Raw genomic sequence first — 17,253 nt, 5'->3', positions numbered from 1 at the left:
TAGACTTAAGCTATTATTTCGTTACTGCACTTTGGTTGGTTCCACAAATTGGCCCAGTAGTAGAGAATCCAATACTAACAGGATCCTGCCAGTTTGCAGCTACAACTTCTTCACAGAGAACAGTAGAGGTTGTTTTTGCTTCGCCTGTTCCACTTAAGCCGACACCTGCCGCATAAGCTTTCATTGCAGAGGAAGCAGGGGAAGCTGAGGATGATGCTCCAGTACCACCAGTAGCAACTCCATTGTCATAGACAAAGTTAGAGGTTTGGGTTTTTAAACCAATCCCTAATTCTGAAATGGTTGCTCCAAACTGTGTATTTTCAGCGTAGTAAGCTTGTTGACCTTTGTTAATGGAAGAAAGATATTGTTTTCCTTCAGACTGTTTGGCTTTGTTAGCTTGGTTGAGGAAGGAAGGCAGAGCGATCGCAGCCAGAATACCGATAATGATAATAACAACTAACAATTCAATTAAGGTGAAACCTTCTTCTTTTTTTCTATTAGCAACGTATTGCAGGAATTTCGCTTTAAATTCGGTCTTCATAGGTTTTTCTCCTCTTGGGGGGATGTTTAACTTTTTATCTGGTAGTTCTAACTTACCCACTTTCTCAACCTTTCATATCACCCCTACAAAAATTTTTTTTATTTCACCCGGAATGCTCCAGAAGCACATACAGAAAGGCATCCAGGGTGATGAGGACTTCTTTGATCTGTTGCAGTGCCCTCTGGACAGTAATGGGTTCTAGGGTAATGGGATCAAGAGGATAGATTTGTTGCCACCGTTCTGCCAGGGAGATCACCGTCTGTTTTCCATCCCATAACGGCAGTAAACAGGCTGCCCGACTACTCTCAAGGGTGATGGGTATGCGAGTGGGTAACTTCACATATTGGCTAATTTCATAAGGTCTATGGGTCTGAATACATTCAATTAAGTCTGCTTTAGCTTGAGTCGTTCTGAGTTGAGGATGTAAATCAACCCGTGCCGTTTGCCAATCAACTTCAGCCCATTCAGACACCGGGAGAATCAATTCTTGCTCACAATGACCACACCAAAAATCTAATAACCGATGCACGGGGTTAATTAACTCAAATAAATGTAGCTGTTCCTCGATAGAAATTTCGGATAAACTCAAGGCTAGAAACGCAGGTAAGTTATCAGGATCTTTAAATAAATCTAGTAACTGCCATTGTCGCCATTTTACCATACTGATCAATTGTAAATCAGTTGCCTTCAAAACCGCAAAAACCTCTGGGATTGTATAGCCTTTATCCCCTTGAAGTAAATAATTAACCAGCAACCATTCGTCATTTTTATAATCTGGACTATTCCAAGTTTGTGTCTTGAGTACCACTTCATCTTTGATGGATTCTATTGTTTCTCTAGCGATCTCAACCTTCAATTCTTGAGAAGTTTCATCCATGACTCCCATGAGTTTAAACAGAGATTGCGCCCTAAAATAACCGACCCTTTGATATAAACTATGTACATTAGCCCGAATAATACCTTGGGGTTTTAAAACTTGTTTGATCCCTTGCATTGCATTGAATAAATTTGGGCATAGATAAAGCACCTCATCTGCATTAATATAATCAAACTCATACCCAATTTCTGGTAAGTTTTCTATCGGTAAAACATAAAATTCTGTATTATCAAACCCATGAAATTTTAAACGTTGACGAGCCAGTTCAATAGATTGTTCAGAAATATCAATCCCTACAATTTTAGCCCCTGGATTGGCTTCTGCTAACATTAAGGATTTATATCCGCTTCCACAGCCTGCATCTAAAATAACTTTTCCTTCTGTATTAATAACTTTCTGATATTTTAAATAATAAGGCGTGACTAAATTGTGGATAAATAGCAACTCATAATCGGTTTTAGGGGAGTGTTCTAAGGGAATTCTAGGATAGGGGGCTGAGTCAAACTGTTGACGAATTTTTTCTAATAATTTTGGATCTTGGTTTTGCATTGGTATTTCTCAAGTAAACTATGAATTGGCGATCGCACAAAACCCAAGACACCGAGTTTCTCACCCAGATTTTAGTAATTCTATCCAGATTTTTTGTTGAGAAACCGGGTTTCTGCCTAGTTGCGATGCCGACAGGCGGCGGCTACGCCATCGCACCCTCACCCTTTATAAAATGCCCTGTATGGATAACAAAATAACATTTCTACTCAAAGTTCTACTTTTGTCCCTGGGACTATCGGTTGTGATCAAATTCGTTGGCCCCTTGCTTTCGATTCCTGAATCCTCAATTCTTGCAGCTATTGCGGTTTGCTTACCTTCGGTTATTCTAGCCGTTTTATTTAGTTGGCGGATGAGACAACATTCTCAACAACCGGAATAGAAGGGTAAAGAATCGCAAAAGGGAACGTCGGGAAACGGATTGAAAATTTACTGACTGTTCCCTTCAGAATGAGCGATCGCTTAATTTTAACAGATAATTGATATTCTTAAGACTTAAATCGATCATAATAGATCAGAATTTCATCTCATCGGTGTTTATCCTGTGACACTAGGGCAATGGTTCGGTTTTAGCGCAATTCTCTGTGCCATCTATATCCTTTGGCAAGTTCGACAAGCTTTATTACTTGTTTTTGCTGCGATTGTTTTAGCAACCGCCCTGAATAAATTAGCTCGATGGATACAACGCTTTGGAATTAAACGCTCTTGGGCGGTATTCTTCTCAATTAGTTTACTAATTTTAGGGTTTATAACGATATTCTTGTTAGTTGTTCCGCCTTTATTTGACCAATTACAAGAACTCGCTACACGGGTTCCTAGAGGGTTAGAACGAGGATTACAACGGCTAAATCTTTGGATTAATTACCTAGAAACCCAACTTCCAGGGGAATTTTGGCAAAATTTATTTCAAGTCGATTTACAAATTAATGCCCTGATTCAACAGTTACAACGCATCGGAAATCCTTTAATAGGAGGCGTTGGGGCTTTCGTGGGAAATACATTAGGAGGACTTCTCGGCTTTTTATTAATTCTAGTTTTAACAATCATGCTATTAGCTGATCCTGTAGCTTATCGCAGAGCATTTATTCAACTCATCCCTTCCTTTTACCGTCAACGCCTGAATGGGATTTTAGATCAATGTGAAATAGCGTTAGGACTATGGGTTGTTGGAGCTTTAATTGATATGAGTGTTGTGGCGGTTTGTAGTTTAGCAGGGCTTTTAGTCTTACAAGTTCCGTTAGCCTTTGCCAATGCCATATTAGCAGGATTGCTCAACTTAATTCCCAATATTGGGCCGACTTTGAGTGTGATTCCTCCGATGGCGATTGCTTTATTAGAAGATCCTTGGAAAGCCGGGTTTGTTTTTATTTTATATTTTCTGATTCAACAAGCGGAAAGCAATTTTTTAATGCCCTATCTTATGGCGCAACAAGTTTCCCTCTTACCTGCAATTACGTTACTCTCCCAAGGCTTTTTTCTTACCTTTTTTGGCTTTCTGGGTTTACTTTTAGCCTTACCGTTAACGGTTGTGGGACAAGTTTTAGTGCAAGAAATCCTAATTCGAGATATTCTGGATCACTGGAAACAATAATTTCCGACAATTGAAAACGACGAAACATAAACAATAGAATTAAAGGGGTGTCAAAATTTAATGAAAACTATTGCTGAAATTAACGATAAAATTCTTCAGAATCGTGCTGTTGTTTGGACTGTGGAGGAATTGAAAGCCAAAGTCACCCCCGATACTATTCCCCAAATTGCTCAAGAAGTTGATGTCATTACCACAGGAACTTTTGAACCGATGGAAGCCTCTGGGGCGGTGATTAATTTAGGTCATACCGATCCCCCGATTAATATTAAAACCTGTTGGTTAAATGGGGTTCTTGCCTATAGTGGATTTGGTTCCGTTGATTTATATCTGGGCGCGAGTCAAATGATGGAAGATGGGGAAGAGGGCAATGAACAAGGGGGGGGTCATGTGATTGAAGATTTAATTGCGGGAAAATCGGTGCATCTCAGAGCATCAGGAGTGGTTTCTGATTGTTATCCCCGGAGTTCTTTTGAAACTACAATTACCCGTGATACCATTAACCAATTTTATTTATTCAATCCTCGCAATCTCTATCAAAATTTTATTGTCGGAGTTAATGGTGGCGATCGCCCCCTTTATACTTATTTAGGCCCCCTCCAACCCTATTTAGGAAATGCAGTTTATTCTAATCCGGGTGCAATTTCTCCCTTAATTAATGATCCTGATTTACAAGTAATTGGAATTGGGACTCGGATTTTTTTAGGAGGCGGAATTGGCTATATTACTTGGGAAGGAACCCAACATTTTCCCCTGCAAAAACGCCTAGACAATCGCACCCCCATCGGCCCTGCTGCAACGTTAGCGTTAATTGGAGATGCAAAACAAATGAATCCTTATTGGGTTAGGGGTTGCTATTTTAAAAATTATGGCCCTTCATTAATGTTAGGTGTGGGGATTCCTTTACCCGTTTTGAATGAAGATGTGATTGCTCGTTGTGCAGTTTCTGATCAAGATATTGTTGCACCCGTAGTGGATTTTGCCATCCCTCGACGGGTTCGTCCCACCTTTGGTTTAGTTTCCTATAGTCAACTGAAAAAAGGCAAAATTTCTATTGAGGGAAAAATGGTCAGAACTGCACCTGTAGCGAGTATTTCCCGTTCTCGTGAAATTGCCCAAGAGTTAAAAAAATGGATTGAATCAGGAACCTTTACCCTCACAGAACCCGTTGCTTCTATTCCCTTAGATCGATCATTTCTTCCTCAAAATATTTGGGGTTCTCAAATTAGTTTAGATTAAGTCTGACTTAATTAGAGTTAGAGACGGAAACACCCAGTTATTTTAAAATCACCTCTTCCCTTCCTGTCTAATTGCATAAATTGGCAACTTTGTCAATACCCCTCTTAGTCCTTTAAGGATTTACCCCCAAAATTGATAGCTCGTAAGGCAGAAATTGAGTCAGGAAATCCAGATATTTTACGAAAGAATAGTAGTTCTAGCCTCTATTTTGGCAAATAGACACAATAACCCCTTGAGCGGTATTTTCTAAATATACCAGAACCCCCATGCTGCCGTCAACTATTTGCAAGTAATTTTCAATAATGTATCAAGATTTCCTGACAATCTTTTAAAAAACAAAAGAATTTGAGAAAAATGATTAGAATATCTTAACAATAATCCAAAGATGAATTAAATTAAGGTTTAACAATTTAAGCAATTTAGCATTAAACAAGATTTTAAGTTAAGTTTTTGTTAAATTGCGATCGCTAATCTTGTAGAAATTAAAGAAATGGTTGAGCAAGGATCAAATAGGTTTATGGGATGGGACAAGTTGAGGTTCCCACTCAAAAAGTTAAACCTTCACAAACTTGCCCAAATTGCGGTCATCAGAAGAAGAAAACATTAGCAGAAAGAGAACATCATTGTGTTAATTGCGGGTTTCATTGTGATAGAGATGTTGCCGCAGCAATGGTGATGCTTAATTATGCAAGGGGTATGGAACGTGCCTCTTCAGATGCAGATGAGAATACCTCTACAGGAGTGCGGAAGCTTCAAGCAAGTTTCTCAGTTGAAGCGTCAGAAACGCACATCGAGCGCGATAGCGGATGTGCGTAGTTCATTAAGATATACTTGTTTTGATCGTGTTAAACTGATCCAGCCTTGCACCCATTAGTCCGAAAACCTTTAGAATAGATTCTATATGAAGCCTAAAATTGCGATCGCTTGTCAGGGAGGAGGAAGCCAAACCGCTTTCACGGCGGGTGTCTTTAAAGCCCTATTTGAAAACAAGATTCAGGATTATTTTAATATTGTCAGCTTAAGTGGAACTTCTGGAGGCGCGATCTGTGCATTTCTGATTTGGTACGCCCTGAAAAAAGGAGATGATATTGTTTGGAAACGACTGATCGACTTTTGGGAAGATAATACAGCCCAAACCGCTCAAGAAAAGTTTTTCAACGATTCTGCAATTAAAACTCTGGAATGGGTCAGCAAAGGGAAAATTCCTCAGTACAATTTAAGTCCTTATTCACCGATTGTTAAAGCTTGGTTTTCCTTTGCGACCCAAGGTTTACGCCGTCGATTTACTGATTTTGAAGAATTACTAGGATCTCATATTGATTTCTCAGAATTAGCGACTTGGGGTATGCAACCCGAACCCCCAATTTTACTGATCGGCGCTTGTAATATCCTCACAGGGAGATTACATAAATTCAACTCCTATCGCGAAGCTATTAAACTCGAACATATCTTGGCTTCTGCTTGCATACCGAACCTTTTCCCGGCTGTTTCTATTGAAGAAATGGCTTATTGGGACGGACTTTTTTCCGATAATCCACCGATTGATTCTTTGATTAAAAGCAATTTTGTGGGAATTGCTAATCTTCCCCAAGAAATTTGGGTGATTAAAATCAATCCCACAACTAGGGATAAGATTCCCACAGAGGCCGATGATATTGCTGATCGTCGTAATGAATTAGAGGGAAACCTCTCTTTATTTCAAAGCCTTGGTGAAATCGAAAATCTCAATAATCTCTTTTTAAGGGGGGCATTTAACGAGGAATTTCTCGCTAAAATTGATGTGAAAGAACCGATGAAAATTCCTAAATCTTTTCCTGATGATCCTGACCAAGATTACCATATTCCGATGATTGAAATGTCTGAAGATTTAGCCAAACTATTGAATTATGAAAGTAAATTAGATCGCTCTCCAGAAATGATTAATCGCTTGATTCAAGATGGGGAAAAACAAGGGAAAAAGTTTATTGAAACTCGATTAAAACAGATGGGTTTGAATAATGAATCCCGTTAAAATCAAAAGAAAGGTTATAGTTACCCTAATTCTCAGAAGTTTGCTACTAACCCTTCCGGTTTTTGATGTACCTCTCTTTTGTCACTTTAAGGGAAAACCTTGATTTTCCGTAGCCTGAAATGACGTAACTTTCTCCAAATTCCTCTTAGTGACAAAAGAGGGATGTACAGTCATTTCTTCAATAATCTTCTCATAGCCGTCAATAAAAATTGGATGAATTTCCAACCTATTAACAAGAGGATACCGACCATCAATGTAGAAGTCAGAAAAGATGTAATTTGCTCAAAACCCAGTTGGTTAGGGGAAGTGAATAATTTCTCGATGAAGGTAGTTATTACAAGAGGATAGCCCAGAAGTTGTCGCCATAAAATTGGGAAAACTAGCCAGATAAAATATCCTATAATGCTAAAGCTAGTAACTGTGTAGATTGCCAGAAAAGACATCATTAGTGGAGACCAGGGTAAACGCTTGTTTGATGGGTTGTTGATTTGACTAAATATGTGACGGAAAATGCGTCCGGGTTCTCGACTGAGATTGGTCACACCTAAAGCGTCTGATAAAGCCCAGTAACCATCAAATTTAAAGACTGGGTTTAGATATAAAATACAACTGGAAGCGATCGCTAAAATAGCTATTTTAAGGGCAGCCCATTCCGTAAATTTGTAAAAAATTATATAAATTGCACCAACAATTAGTTGAAAAAATACTCCTCCAAAATCAATGATGACGCGCTGCCAACGTTTCAATCTCCAAGCATCGGTGACATCGCTATAAAAGGCTGGAAATATGAAGTAAATTGTTAAACCAATATTACTAGGTTCTGCCCCATAATAAACGCAAGCACTAGCATGACCTAACTCGTGGAATAGCAGAGAAATGAAAAAGAAAAAGTATCCCCAAATTAAGTCTTCTTTTGCCAATCTTAAAAATAAATCATTTCGCGGGGCAAATCCTGTAGCTACAATAATAATAGTTAAAAGTAAAATCGCTACGGGTTGATAATAGGCAACTGAAAGATAAGATGCAATCTTATTAACAATTTTTTGGGGGATAAGTGGCAGGCGCAGTAAAAAACCTGAAAGCTGGTTTTTTTTATTTTCTTCGATTTCGCTCAGGTCAGAGATGACTTTTTGATAAGCTGCCTCTACCTCAGAGGGTGATAGATTTTTCCCTGTTTTTTGCCGGACTATTTCAGAAATTTCTTCAAAGGATTTACCTAAGCTATTTTCGTAGAGGAGTTCATAGGCAAAAACAGATAATCGGATATATTTGGGGGGATTACCCACTAATAATAAATAAACAGGTCGATTTTCTGATGTTTCCACCACCAGTCTTTTTTGAAGTTCTTGCAAGCTATATTTTTTGTGCATTTATGTTGTTTTGAATAGTCTACTTTTGCAATGATTCAAGATTTTTATTACAGATTTTTTCGATATCCTGAGATAGTGATTTAAAATTACTCTCTAAAGCTGAAATTGCTACACTTCGCCAAGCCAGTTCGGGAATATCTTTTGTTAGTTCTTTAGCGAGTTCAAGACTTTGACAAGCGATTTCGATTACATAGTTTATATGTCCGCCATAGTACATTTTTTTAGTTAAGTTTTTTAGGTTAATTTCATCAGGTTTAATCGGCCATTCCTGAATAATACGCGACAGTAATAAAGAAGGAATACCAAACTGTAAATCTTCTTTCCAGTCTTGAATATCGTCCCAGATTTGACGAGCAATTAGATACTGTTTAACAGCAGCAGTCAAAGGTTCAAAAAGACTCTCATCCCCTGACAATTCTACTAAAGCAGCAATATTACTTTTAATAGGTGCTGATTTATTAGCCGTGATTTCAATTGCTAATTCTTCGGTATATTCAGAGAAGGGTAACTCGCCTGAAGCGAATTTTTGTTCTTTAATGCAGGCATCCATATATTCTTGGTAATAGTTGCGAAAACGTTGCCAAAATTTTGAATTTGGAGGAAAAATAGAGTATAAAATATGATAACCTTCTAACTGCATTGCTTGAATGCTCAAGCCGTATTTAGTGGCTAGAAAAGCATCGTTTGTACGATCTGTAATCCAATCACACATAACCAAGGATGTTCCTAAAAGTTTTTCAGCAACCATAATGGGGCGAATTGTTTCTAGGGTCAGTGATGGAAAAACATCTAAAAATAATAGAGGCCCAAATCTTTCTAAAAAAACAAAGTTTATTGGGAATTCTATATCATTAGGCCATTGGTTACCTAAACCACAAATAATTTTATCGACATTTTCGATAGTTTCTTGAGCTTGTAGCAAGTTTGCTTTCGCAATCAAATCTGTGTTGTTATTATGATTCTCTGTAAAGTTAAAATTATTCATGATTTTAAATCGAATAAATAAATATCAAAAATGAACAAAAATAAATGCAGATTTTACAGTGTAAAAGCCTGTACGAATTCTGCATTTATCAGGTGAAATTAGATTTATATCCTAACAAAACCAAACGCCTAGTGTCCTACAATCAGGGGTTTTGATCGCCGCAAAGGTGATAATAGTTGCAGTATAATCAATAGCTGCTAACTCAAGACGCTGTTCAAGTTCTTCAACTTCCAAATTTTCCAAATCTTCAGCACTGAGGGCGCTAAATTTCTGTTCCATGTTTTCAACTGTTTTGTCTGGGTTCATGACTTTTCTCCTAAGATTAAACGAATTTCTATGAATATACCCTTGAAAATCAAGCAGTCATTTCATATTGGACTACAAATCTAGCTCTCTTGAAAGCTAGTTTATTTAATTTTTATCTCTCTTTTTCATAATAAGCATTCTCAGGAATTTGTAAAGTCATAAAAAGTCTAAGTTTGGATAGATTTTGACAGACCTTTTTGAGTAGTCATTGGTTTAAAAAGTAGAGTTTAGTTAAAAAAAGTTGCAAAAGGATGAAAAAAGTAGTATGATTTCTGACAAAATAATATTTGTATCGCCTATGGATGTTCAAACAATCCTGAAGTGGGCCGATGAGTTGATGTTTATCAAAACAGGAACACACTTAAATAGTCTACAACAAGCTGTGTTAATAGGGGTTTGGCATAATCAAAAATATGGAGAAATTGCTGAACGCTATCACTGTAGTGAAGCGAATGTCAAGAGAGTTGCAAGCAATTTATGGGAAATAATATCAAAAGAATTAGGCGAAAAAGTTAATAAATCAAACTTCCGCGCCACGATGGAACGGTATAATATTTCTAATTCCCAAGTGGGTAATTTTGTTGTACAGAGTCAATCTTTTGGAAGTAGCATTACAGTCTGTGGAGAAAATCCGCATTCTCAAGAAACCACAAAAAACCGATCACCTTCCCCCGTTAACTCAGACAACAATGAACCCGAAAAATACCACGATATAACCGAAGTCTCAGAATGCGAAATATTTTGCAACCGCACCCAAGAATTAAACACCTTGAAACAATGGATACTGACGGAAAATAGTCGTATCATCACTATTTTTGGATTATCTGGTATTGGTAAAACAGCCCTCGCTACCCAACTGGTTGAACACATAAAAGAGGACTTTGATCGGGTAATCTGGCGAAGTCATAGTCAATTTTCTAGTCTAAAATCCCTAAAAACTAACTTAATTGAGTTTCTTTTCCGACAGCAAGAAACTCAACAATTATCAATTATTGACTCTTTGCGATCGCATCGTTGTTTGATTATCCTTGATGATTTTCAAGAAACATTAACCAGTGGGGAATTAGTCGGTAGTTATTTCCCAGAATACAAAAATTATGGTAAATTATTAAAGCAAATTGGGCGATCGTCACATAACAGTTGCTTGCTACTCCTGAGTTGGGAAAAACCCATAGAAATTGCTACCTTAGAAGCTGAAAACTCCCATTGTCGAAGTTTAGAACTTCAAGGTTTAGGAGAGTCAGGAGAACAACTCTTGAAGGCGAGAGGATTAAATGATCAAGATCAATGGTTAAAACTGATTAATCTTTATGGCGGAAACCCTTCCTGGTTAAACATTATTGCTTTAACGATACTCGATTTATTTAATGGTAGCGTTGCTCAATTTCTATCTTATTCTACTCTGTTTTTAGGAGACTTAGAAACAATATTACAGGAACATTATCAAAGGTTATCAGAGTCAGAAAAATTGGTCATGGTATGGTTAGCTAACCAAGAGACAGCAGCAGATATTTGCAGTAAACCCGCAGAATTTTTGTCGGACTCAGAATTTTTGAAAGCCGTACAGTCTTTGAGGAAACGCGGTTTAATTGAAAAAGCTATAGACAGGGAAGCATTTGGCTTCACCCTTCAACCTGTGATTAAAGAATATGTGAAAAAGCGGTCTCAAGATTGAGCAAATCTTGAAGGATGTAATCAGTTTCTTGCTCTGTATCCATACCCTTAAACTTAGGATAATATTGAGTCAGAATATTTAACCTGGAAACAACATTTTCACTGCTCTGTTGGTTTAATTGAAACTCCCCTAGCTTTTAGCTCTGGGGAATTTCAATTAATATTAATTGTTAAAAAAACGGCTAATAGCTTTAACTTTCTTCTGATGCAGCTTTCCGTTTTAACGGTTTAGCAAGGGGTTCTCGACGGGGAGGAGGCGGAGGCGCATCCGATTGGAATTTAGGCTTATAAGGAGGACGAGAACCCGGATTAGAGTAACCCTGACCCGGTTGTCTTCTGGGGCCACCTTTTTGAAAGGGAGGTTTGCGCTTTTTAGTAGGAAGAAAGCCGATATCATGACTTTCTTGGATGACCAAATAATCTTCCTGTAACTGAACGTGTAAATCCCAGAAATGACCGACGGCTCTCATTCCCGCAATTCCCATCAGTTTGAGTTTGAAAAACTTGGGTTTATCATTATCTTTACGAGGAGCTTGGCGAATTTTAACAATGACATATTTCTCAACTTCTTGAGATTGATAAACAACCTCACCTCGAATGGAAAAATAGCCCTGTTGAACGTCCGGTAAGGCTTCAATTTTATTCCCAGATTCTACTAACTTTGATTCCTCAGAAACCGATGCAGAATCTTTTATTTCGGGTGAAGATTCATCGGAAATTTCAGATTCATCAGATCGGAGGGTTTCAGGTTCCCAAACCCCCATAATTTGAACGTGTAAATTTCCTTCTTGTTGACGTGTCCGAGGATATACCACCCAAAGATGATCTTGATCTAAGTCAATATGTTTTTTCACTAAACTCATGACTCGACCTAATAACACTGCATCCAGAAGTTTTCCTTCACTGGTGAGTAAAGTTCCTTGGGTAAACTGATCCGCAGAAGCAATATATCGGCCATGAACTAATCCAATAGCCCGATACTGGCGAGCTTCGCTAGGGGGCGGAATTGGATGTTGCCAGAGACGCTCTACAGATTCGGGAGATTCAGAAAATTCAGAAGATTCCTCCTCTGCTTCTTCTTCGGATTCCATCATTTCAGGCTGATCCAATGCACCCTCTTGGGGTGTTGGATCAGCACTTTCTGGTTCTGGTGGTGTTTCTTTTAACGGTTCGGGGATGACACGTTCACTCTCATGAGGTGCATCCAAATGGATATCTTTAGACATATTCACGGCTGGCTCATTAACTGGACTTGAGCGGGAAGAACGTTTAGATTGAGAGGAGCGATTGGGAGAAGGACTCATAAAACCTCTTAGCGGAGACACATCCCTTATGGGAGCGAGGACATGGCAAACCAACCTATCTTCCCTAATGATTTGAGGAAAGGTAAAAGTTTGACACTAAACTTAAGTCACGGATCAACACTATCAGGACATTTCAACATTTGCACCCCTTCTTGAGGAATAGGAAGCAGTAAAGATACTTTGACCTAGATCGTTGTTGTTAACAAACAACCGAGGTTGATTTGTGCCTACCCTAAAGCCGTAGCCTATTGTTTATCCTGTCAGAAAATGTTGTCATCTCAAGTTAAGTGCTTGAAGGCTGCCATCACAATTGATCTTGAGTTAACTTACCTATTGTACTGAATCCACAGGCTGATCGGACAAATCCGTAGGCTTTGTGCCTGAAGGACTGAGTTTGTAGAAAATAAAGTTAAGTGGGAGTCTCTGGCTTCTGTTAGGATATTAGCTACAAGGAAGTTGGCCTAATCAGTTCAGGATTGAGTTTCATGGTAGATAAACGTCGTGGGTTTATTGGTGTAGTTTTAGTGTTAGCTGTAATCGCCTTTGTGGGATTTTCTATGGGGCCACTGATTAGTGGGATTGTGGAAAACAATCAGTCCAAACGACAACCTGCTCCAACACCCACGCAATCAACTCCAACGGGTAAACAATCCGATTTACAAGCACAAGCTCGTGGTTATGAGTTAGTATTGCAGCGAGAACCAGATAATGAAACGGCTTTGAAGGGTTTATTGCAAGCTAAATTAGAGCTTATTCGCTTTAAGCAAGCGGAGATTAAAGATGTGATTGAACCTTTAGAGAAACTGTCAAAAAAACACCCTGAAGATACACGTTACAGTGTTCTTTTAGCACAGGCTAAAGCCTATACTGGAGATCAAGAAGGCGCGGCTCAAACCTATCGCACAATTTTAGCGAGTCAACCTGGAGATATTCAAGCCTTACAAGGGTTAGTGAATCTTTTCTTAGAACAAAAACGTCCTGAAGCGGCAATTGGATTATTACAAGATACGCTTAAATCTGCCGCGACTGTCAATCAAACTGCACCCGGTACGATTGATGAAATGTCGGTACAATTAATTTTAGGGCAGGTTTATGCTGAAGATAAACGCTATGATGAAGCCCTAGCGATTTACGATGAAGCGATTAAAAATAACGACCAAGATTTCCGCCCTGTTTATGCAAAAGCATTGGTTTTAAAACAACAAGGAAATACCGAAGAAGCTGAACCTTTATTTGCTAAAGCGGTTGATTTAGCTCCGGCGGTTTATAAAGATCAAATTCAAAAACAAGCCGGAGGAAATCTGGCTCCTGCTAAGTCGGGTGAACCCCCTGAGCCGAAACCGTTAGAAACCCAACCCCAAACTGAATCAGCACCCGCAACGGAGGTTCCTGAACCCCGCCCCTCGGCTCCAGCATCTAGTAACTAATTCCCTACAATAGAAAGTTATAGAGACGTTAATTGTTGTCATGATGAACCTGAAACGTTTAGGCCATGTTGCTATTTGTGTCAACGATATTGACTCATCCGCTCAGTTTTATCAAAACTTAGGCATGGATCTGGTTTGGAAGGATGCGGACTGGGCTTATTTAAAAGCAGGTGAAGATGGATTAGCATTACTGAGTCCTGGTTATGACCAAGCAGGCCCCCATTTTGGCTTTGTGTTTAATCAACGCAGTGAGATGGAAAGCGCCTATCAAGCGTTAAAAGCCCAAGGAATTCCGGTGACGGCGATTCATGAACATCGAGATGGTACAGCCTCTTTTTATGGTCGTGATCCTGACGGAAATGGCTTTGAATACCTGTATGAACCCAATAAATGAGTTAAGAAAAGTTGCACTAAAAAACTATGTTTCAAAAAATCCGAGTGGGAAGTCGCCGGAGTTCACGATTTTATGCTTGGGCTGAAGTCGATTGGTTGTTAATGGCGAGTTGCATTGCTCTCACCTTGTTTGCGGGAATTATGATCCGCAGTGTGGAATTAAACCAAGGGTTAACGGATTGGTGGCAACATTGGGTAACTGGAGGGGTGGGTTTAATCTTAGCTCTCATTTTTTCTCGATGTCGTTATGAACGTCTGATTAAGTGGAGATGGGTGATTTATGGCGTTACCAATTTGTCTTTGATTGCGGTACAAATCATTGGAACAACGGCATTAGGAGCGCAACGCTGGATTAATATTGCGGGGTTTCATGTCCAACCCTCAGAATTTGCCAAAGTCGGAATTATTATTACCTTGGCGGCTTTACTTCAAGAGTTAAAAACGCCAAATTTAGGGGATATGGTTCGGATTTTAGGAATTGCTGCGGTTCCTTGGGGATTGGTTTTTATTGAACCGAACTTAGGAACTTCCTTAGTGTTTGGTGCGATTACCGTTGGCATGATGTATTGGGGCAATATTCATCCGGGGTGGTTAATTTTGCTGGTGTCTCCAGTGATTACAGCCATTGTATTTAATGTTTCTCTCCCGGTGGGAATTGTTTGGGCGATCTTGATGGGTTTTGTGGGGTGGTGGAGTCTTCCCTTGAGATGGTTGACAGGCCCTCTGGCTTTATTAGCGAATTTAGGAGCGGGACAGTTAAGCCATATTTTATGGAATGTCCTGCAAGACTATCAAAAAATGCGGCTGATTGGATTTTTAAATCCTGAGCAAGATCCGTTAGGAAGTGGTTATCATTTAATTCAGTCTCGAATTGCAATTGGTGCAGGACAATTGTATGGTCGGGGACTGTATCAAGGGACTCAAACTCAATTGAATTTTATTCCTGAACAACATACAGACTTTATTTTTTCAGCCGTTGGGGAAGAATTGGGTTTTATTGGTTGTATTGCTGTATTAGCTCTATTTTGGTTTGTCTGTTTACGTTTAGTCATTATTGCTCAAACGGCTAAAGATTCCTTCGGGTCTTTAATTACGATTGGAGTGCTATGTATGCTGTTGTTTCAGGTGTTTGTTAATATTGGCATGAATATTGGTATCGCACCTGTCACTGGAATTCCCTTACCGTTTTTAAGTTATGGTCGGTCTTCCTTACTGAGTAATTGGATTGCCATTGGCATTGTCCAATCTGTTGCCAACCACCGACAGCGTATTAAGTTTTAAGGGATTTAAACCGGAAGGGATTGTTGAATAGATCTAATGTTCTTTGTCCTTAAATCAGAGTTTATTAAAAAAATATGCGACGATTATTACCCGGTTTTTTTCTATTGCTTTTAATGGTGAATTTTTTGTTTGGTGTCGATCCAAGTTGGGCAACAGTCCCAATTGTGATTGCTCAAAATATTCAGTGTAATCCGAATGGAACAAATTTAGAAATGAAAAAGTGTGCATCCGATCAATATGTATTAGCGGATAAAAAGCTCAATCAAAATTACCAAACCCTAATCGGTCAACTGTCACCTGAACGAAAACAACGCTTAATTGAAGCTCAACGAGCTTGGATTTCATTCCGAGACAAAACCTGCCGTTTTGAATCTAGTGAAGTTTTAGGAGGTTCGGCAGAATCTTTATTCCTAACCACTTGCTTAACAAAAGTAACTCAGCAACGGGTTCAAGACTTCCAAAACTATTTAGCCCAAATTAAGTAATCTTTTGGTTTTCATTCCCTCCCTAGAGCAAAACTATCTATTGATCTCTAGGGCATTCAAAAATGGCAACCCAAAAACCGAACTGTATGAAACGTTAGTATTAGGTATTTCACCTCCTGATCTACAAAAGGCATCGCCATATTAACCCTTAACTATTACTCCCCCCCTCTCCCATTCTCCCGTCCCCTTGTCCCCCCGTCCCCTTGTCCCCTTGTCCCCCCGTCCCCTTGTCCCCTTGTCCCCAGCATGAGGTTAAGAATCAATGTCCACCAGTTCATGGTTAAATTCAGAGATGAATCGACTGCGTAAGATTTGGCCTTCTCTTCTTGGCTTTCTTCTATTTGCTCTTTCCATCTGGGCCATTAGTCAAAAGCTAGAACGATATTCTCTTCAAGATGTTTTAAGCAGTTTATCGAATATTCCTAAAACTCATCAATCAGGTGCAATTTTCCTGATGTTAATTAGTTATTTAATGACAACAGGTTATGATGTTTTAGCATTTAGTTATATCGGTTTCCCCCTGCATTATAGCAAAATTGCCTACGGTGCATTTATTAGTTATGCTATTAGTAATAATATTGGATTATCCATATTAACAGGCAGTGCTCTTCGATATCGAATCTATTCAGGATGGCGTGTTCCTGCGGGTGTGATTGCTCAAGTGATTGCTTTCGCTAACTTAACATTTTGGTTGGGATTATTTGGTGTTTGTGGGTTTGTTTTTCTAATCACCCCTTTACAAATTCCTAGTATTTTAGATTTACCTTTTGTCTCTGTTCGTCCCATCGGAATGATCTTTCTCCTCACTATTAGTCTTTATTTATTATGGAGTAGTTTCAATCATCAACCCTTGAAACTGGGAGACTGGGAATTAAATTTTCCAACTGTTAGCCTTTCCTTAGCCTTAATCGCTTTTGCATTATTCGATTGGGGGGCTGCGGGTGGTGTTTTATATTTATTATTACCAGCAGGGAGCACTTCCTCCTATCTCAGTTGTTTTAGTATCTATTTATTGGCAATGACTGCTAGTATGATTAGTAGTATTCCAGGGGGCTTAGGTGTCTTTGAAACCGTTGTTCTCACCTTGGTTTCCGCAGAAGCAAATCCAGCAGAGGTTTTAGGAGCTTTATTGGCTTATCGCGCAATTTACTATCTTCTTCCTTTAATTGTAGCGACCTTATTACTGGGAATTCATGAAATTAAAAAACAGCGTTCATTTTATTGAT

At 39.0% G+C, this 17,253-nt stretch carries 17 protein-coding genes; 11 read left to right on the top strand and 6 right to left on the bottom strand.

The window, feature by feature from the left end; genetic code table 11:
• Positions 1–13: 13 nt before the first annotated feature.
• Positions 14–601 (bottom strand): type IV pilin-like G/H family protein, encoded by a 588-nt coding sequence (locus PL9214_RS13370; RefSeq protein ID WP_437126715.1) that lies wholly within the window; start codon positions 599–601, stop codon positions 14–16.
• 43 nt (positions 602–644) lie between these two features.
• Positions 645–1,967, bottom strand: a complete 1,323-nt coding sequence (locus PL9214_RS13365; RefSeq protein WP_072719302.1) for a class I SAM-dependent methyltransferase — start codon at positions 1,965–1,967, stop codon at positions 645–647.
• 181 nt (positions 1,968–2,148) lie between these two features.
• On the opposite strand from PL9214_RS13365, the gene PL9214_RS13360 reads away from it, so the two are divergent.
• The 5 genes from PL9214_RS13360 (at position 2,149) to PL9214_RS13340 (ending at position 6,802) form a co-directional block, all read left to right on the top strand.
• Positions 2,149–2,346 carry a hypothetical protein gene (locus PL9214_RS13360; RefSeq protein ID WP_072719456.1) on the top strand — a complete coding sequence of 66 codons (198 nt, stop codon included), beginning with the start codon at positions 2,149–2,151 and terminating at the stop codon, positions 2,344–2,346.
• Positions 2,347–2,508: 162 nt separating this feature from the next.
• Positions 2,509–3,555, top strand: a complete 1,047-nt coding sequence (locus tag PL9214_RS13355) for an AI-2E family transporter (RefSeq protein WP_072719301.1) — start codon at positions 2,509–2,511, stop codon at positions 3,553–3,555.
• A 60-nt stretch (positions 3,556–3,615) separates the two neighbouring features.
• Entirely contained in the window at positions 3,616–4,791 is a 1,176-nt protein-coding gene (locus tag PL9214_RS13350) for a homocysteine biosynthesis protein (RefSeq protein WP_072719300.1), read from the top strand.
• Between the two features lie 522 nt (positions 4,792–5,313).
• On the top strand, positions 5,314–5,607 hold the full coding sequence (locus tag PL9214_RS13345; RefSeq protein ID WP_072719299.1) for a zinc ribbon domain-containing protein: 294 nt from the start codon (positions 5,314–5,316) through the stop codon (positions 5,605–5,607).
• 85 nt (positions 5,608–5,692) lie between these two features.
• Positions 5,693–6,802 carry a patatin-like phospholipase family protein gene (locus PL9214_RS13340; RefSeq protein WP_072719298.1) on the top strand — a complete coding sequence of 370 codons (1,110 nt, stop codon included), beginning with the start codon at positions 5,693–5,695 and terminating at the stop codon, positions 6,800–6,802.
• A gap of 170 nt (positions 6,803–6,972) precedes the next feature.
• On the opposite strand, the gene PL9214_RS13335 is transcribed toward PL9214_RS13340, so the two are convergent.
• The 3 genes from PL9214_RS13335 to PL9214_RS13325 all read right to left on the bottom strand — a co-directional run bounded on the left by PL9214_RS13335 (position 6,973) and on the right by PL9214_RS13325 (position 9,463).
• On the bottom strand, positions 6,973–8,172 hold the full coding sequence (locus PL9214_RS13335; RefSeq protein WP_072719297.1) for a zinc metalloprotease: 1,200 nt from the start codon (positions 8,170–8,172) through the stop codon (positions 6,973–6,975).
• A gap of 19 nt (positions 8,173–8,191) precedes the next feature.
• Positions 8,192–9,157 carry a hypothetical protein gene (locus PL9214_RS13330; protein ID WP_072719296.1) on the bottom strand — a complete coding sequence of 322 codons (966 nt, stop codon included), beginning with the start codon at positions 9,155–9,157 and terminating at the stop codon, positions 8,192–8,194.
• Between the two features lie 111 nt (positions 9,158–9,268).
• The gene (locus PL9214_RS13325) at positions 9,269–9,463 is read right to left on the bottom strand and encodes a hypothetical protein (RefSeq protein WP_072719295.1); all 195 of its coding nucleotides are present in this window, start codon (positions 9,461–9,463) and stop codon (positions 9,269–9,271) included.
• A 298-nt stretch (positions 9,464–9,761) separates the two neighbouring features.
• On the opposite strand from PL9214_RS13325, the gene PL9214_RS13320 reads away from it, so the two are divergent.
• The gene (locus tag PL9214_RS13320; RefSeq protein ID WP_072719294.1) at positions 9,762–11,138 is read left to right on the top strand and encodes a helix-turn-helix domain-containing protein; all 1,377 of its coding nucleotides are present in this window, start codon (positions 9,762–9,764) and stop codon (positions 11,136–11,138) included.
• 190 nt (positions 11,139–11,328) lie between these two features.
• Here the strand turns inward: PL9214_RS13320 and patR are convergent, their stop codons facing one another.
• A complete protein-coding gene (patR, locus tag PL9214_RS13315) occupies positions 11,329–12,441 on the bottom strand; it encodes a heterocyst master regulator PatR (protein WP_072719293.1) in 1,113 nt (370 codons plus the stop codon).
• Positions 12,442–12,926: 485 nt separating this feature from the next.
• On the opposite strand from patR, the gene PL9214_RS13310 reads away from it, so the two are divergent.
• The 5 genes from PL9214_RS13310 (at position 12,927) to PL9214_RS13290 (ending at position 17,252) form a co-directional block, all read left to right on the top strand.
• Complete coding sequence (locus PL9214_RS13310) at positions 12,927–13,868, top strand: tetratricopeptide repeat protein (RefSeq protein ID WP_072719292.1); 942 nt, start codon at positions 12,927–12,929, stop codon at positions 13,866–13,868.
• A 43-nt stretch (positions 13,869–13,911) separates the two neighbouring features.
• On the top strand, positions 13,912–14,262 hold the full coding sequence (locus PL9214_RS13305) for a VOC family protein (protein ID WP_072719291.1): 351 nt from the start codon (positions 13,912–13,914) through the stop codon (positions 14,260–14,262).
• Positions 14,263–14,288: 26 nt separating this feature from the next.
• The gene (gene rodA / locus PL9214_RS13300) at positions 14,289–15,542 is read left to right on the top strand and encodes a rod shape-determining protein RodA (protein WP_072719290.1); all 1,254 of its coding nucleotides are present in this window, start codon (positions 14,289–14,291) and stop codon (positions 15,540–15,542) included.
• 74 nt (positions 15,543–15,616) lie between these two features.
• Positions 15,617–16,027: a lysozyme inhibitor LprI family protein gene (locus PL9214_RS13295; RefSeq protein ID WP_072719289.1), complete on the top strand. Its 411-nt coding sequence runs from the start codon at positions 15,617–15,619 to the stop codon at positions 16,025–16,027.
• Positions 16,028–16,289: 262 nt separating this feature from the next.
• Positions 16,290–17,252 carry a lysylphosphatidylglycerol synthase domain-containing protein gene (locus tag PL9214_RS13290; protein ID WP_222425237.1) on the top strand — a complete coding sequence of 321 codons (963 nt, stop codon included), beginning with the start codon at positions 16,290–16,292 and terminating at the stop codon, positions 17,250–17,252.
• Position 17,253: the final 1 nt, after the last annotated feature.

This window comes from Planktothrix tepida PCC 9214, from assembly GCF_900009145.1.
Lineage (GTDB): Bacteria > Cyanobacteriota > Cyanobacteriia > Cyanobacteriales > Microcoleaceae > Planktothrix > Planktothrix tepida.
This window is presented reverse-complemented; position numbering and strand designations above follow the sequence as displayed.

Bases quoted from the DNA above. Each gene is read 5' to 3' on its own strand.
- PL9214_RS13360 (WP_072719456.1), top strand. From the start codon at position 2,149: ATGGATAACAAAATAACATTTCTACTCAAAGTTCTACTTTTGTCCCTG.
- PL9214_RS13335 (WP_072719297.1), bottom strand. From the start codon at position 8,172: ATGCACAAAAAATATAGCTTGCAAGAACTTCAAAAAAGACTGGTGGTG.
- PL9214_RS13350 (WP_072719300.1), top strand. From the start codon at position 3,616: ATGAAAACTATTGCTGAAATTAACGATAAAATTCTTCAGAATCGTGCT.
- patR (WP_072719293.1), bottom strand. From the start codon at position 12,441: ATGAGTCCTTCTCCCAATCGCTCCTCTCAATCTAAACGTTCTTCCCGC.
- PL9214_RS13345 (WP_072719299.1), top strand. From the start codon at position 5,314: ATGGGACAAGTTGAGGTTCCCACTCAAAAAGTTAAACCTTCACAAACT.
- PL9214_RS13320 (WP_072719294.1), top strand. From the start codon at position 9,762: ATGGATGTTCAAACAATCCTGAAGTGGGCCGATGAGTTGATGTTTATC.
- PL9214_RS13310 (WP_072719292.1), top strand. From the start codon at position 12,927: ATGGTAGATAAACGTCGTGGGTTTATTGGTGTAGTTTTAGTGTTAGCT.
- rodA (WP_072719290.1), top strand. From the start codon at position 14,289: ATGTTTCAAAAAATCCGAGTGGGAAGTCGCCGGAGTTCACGATTTTAT.
- PL9214_RS13340 (WP_072719298.1), top strand. From the start codon at position 5,693: ATGAAGCCTAAAATTGCGATCGCTTGTCAGGGAGGAGGAAGCCAAACC.
- PL9214_RS13305 (WP_072719291.1), top strand. From the start codon at position 13,912: ATGAACCTGAAACGTTTAGGCCATGTTGCTATTTGTGTCAACGATATT.
- PL9214_RS13365 (WP_072719302.1), bottom strand. From the start codon at position 1,967: ATGCAAAACCAAGATCCAAAATTATTAGAAAAAATTCGTCAACAGTTT.
- PL9214_RS13330 (WP_072719296.1), bottom strand. From the start codon at position 9,157: ATGAATAATTTTAACTTTACAGAGAATCATAATAACAACACAGATTTG.
- PL9214_RS13290 (WP_222425237.1), top strand. From the start codon at position 16,290: ATGTCCACCAGTTCATGGTTAAATTCAGAGATGAATCGACTGCGTAAG.
- PL9214_RS13325 (WP_072719295.1), bottom strand. From the start codon at position 9,463: ATGAACCCAGACAAAACAGTTGAAAACATGGAACAGAAATTTAGCGCC.
- PL9214_RS13295 (WP_072719289.1), top strand. From the start codon at position 15,617: ATGCGACGATTATTACCCGGTTTTTTTCTATTGCTTTTAATGGTGAAT.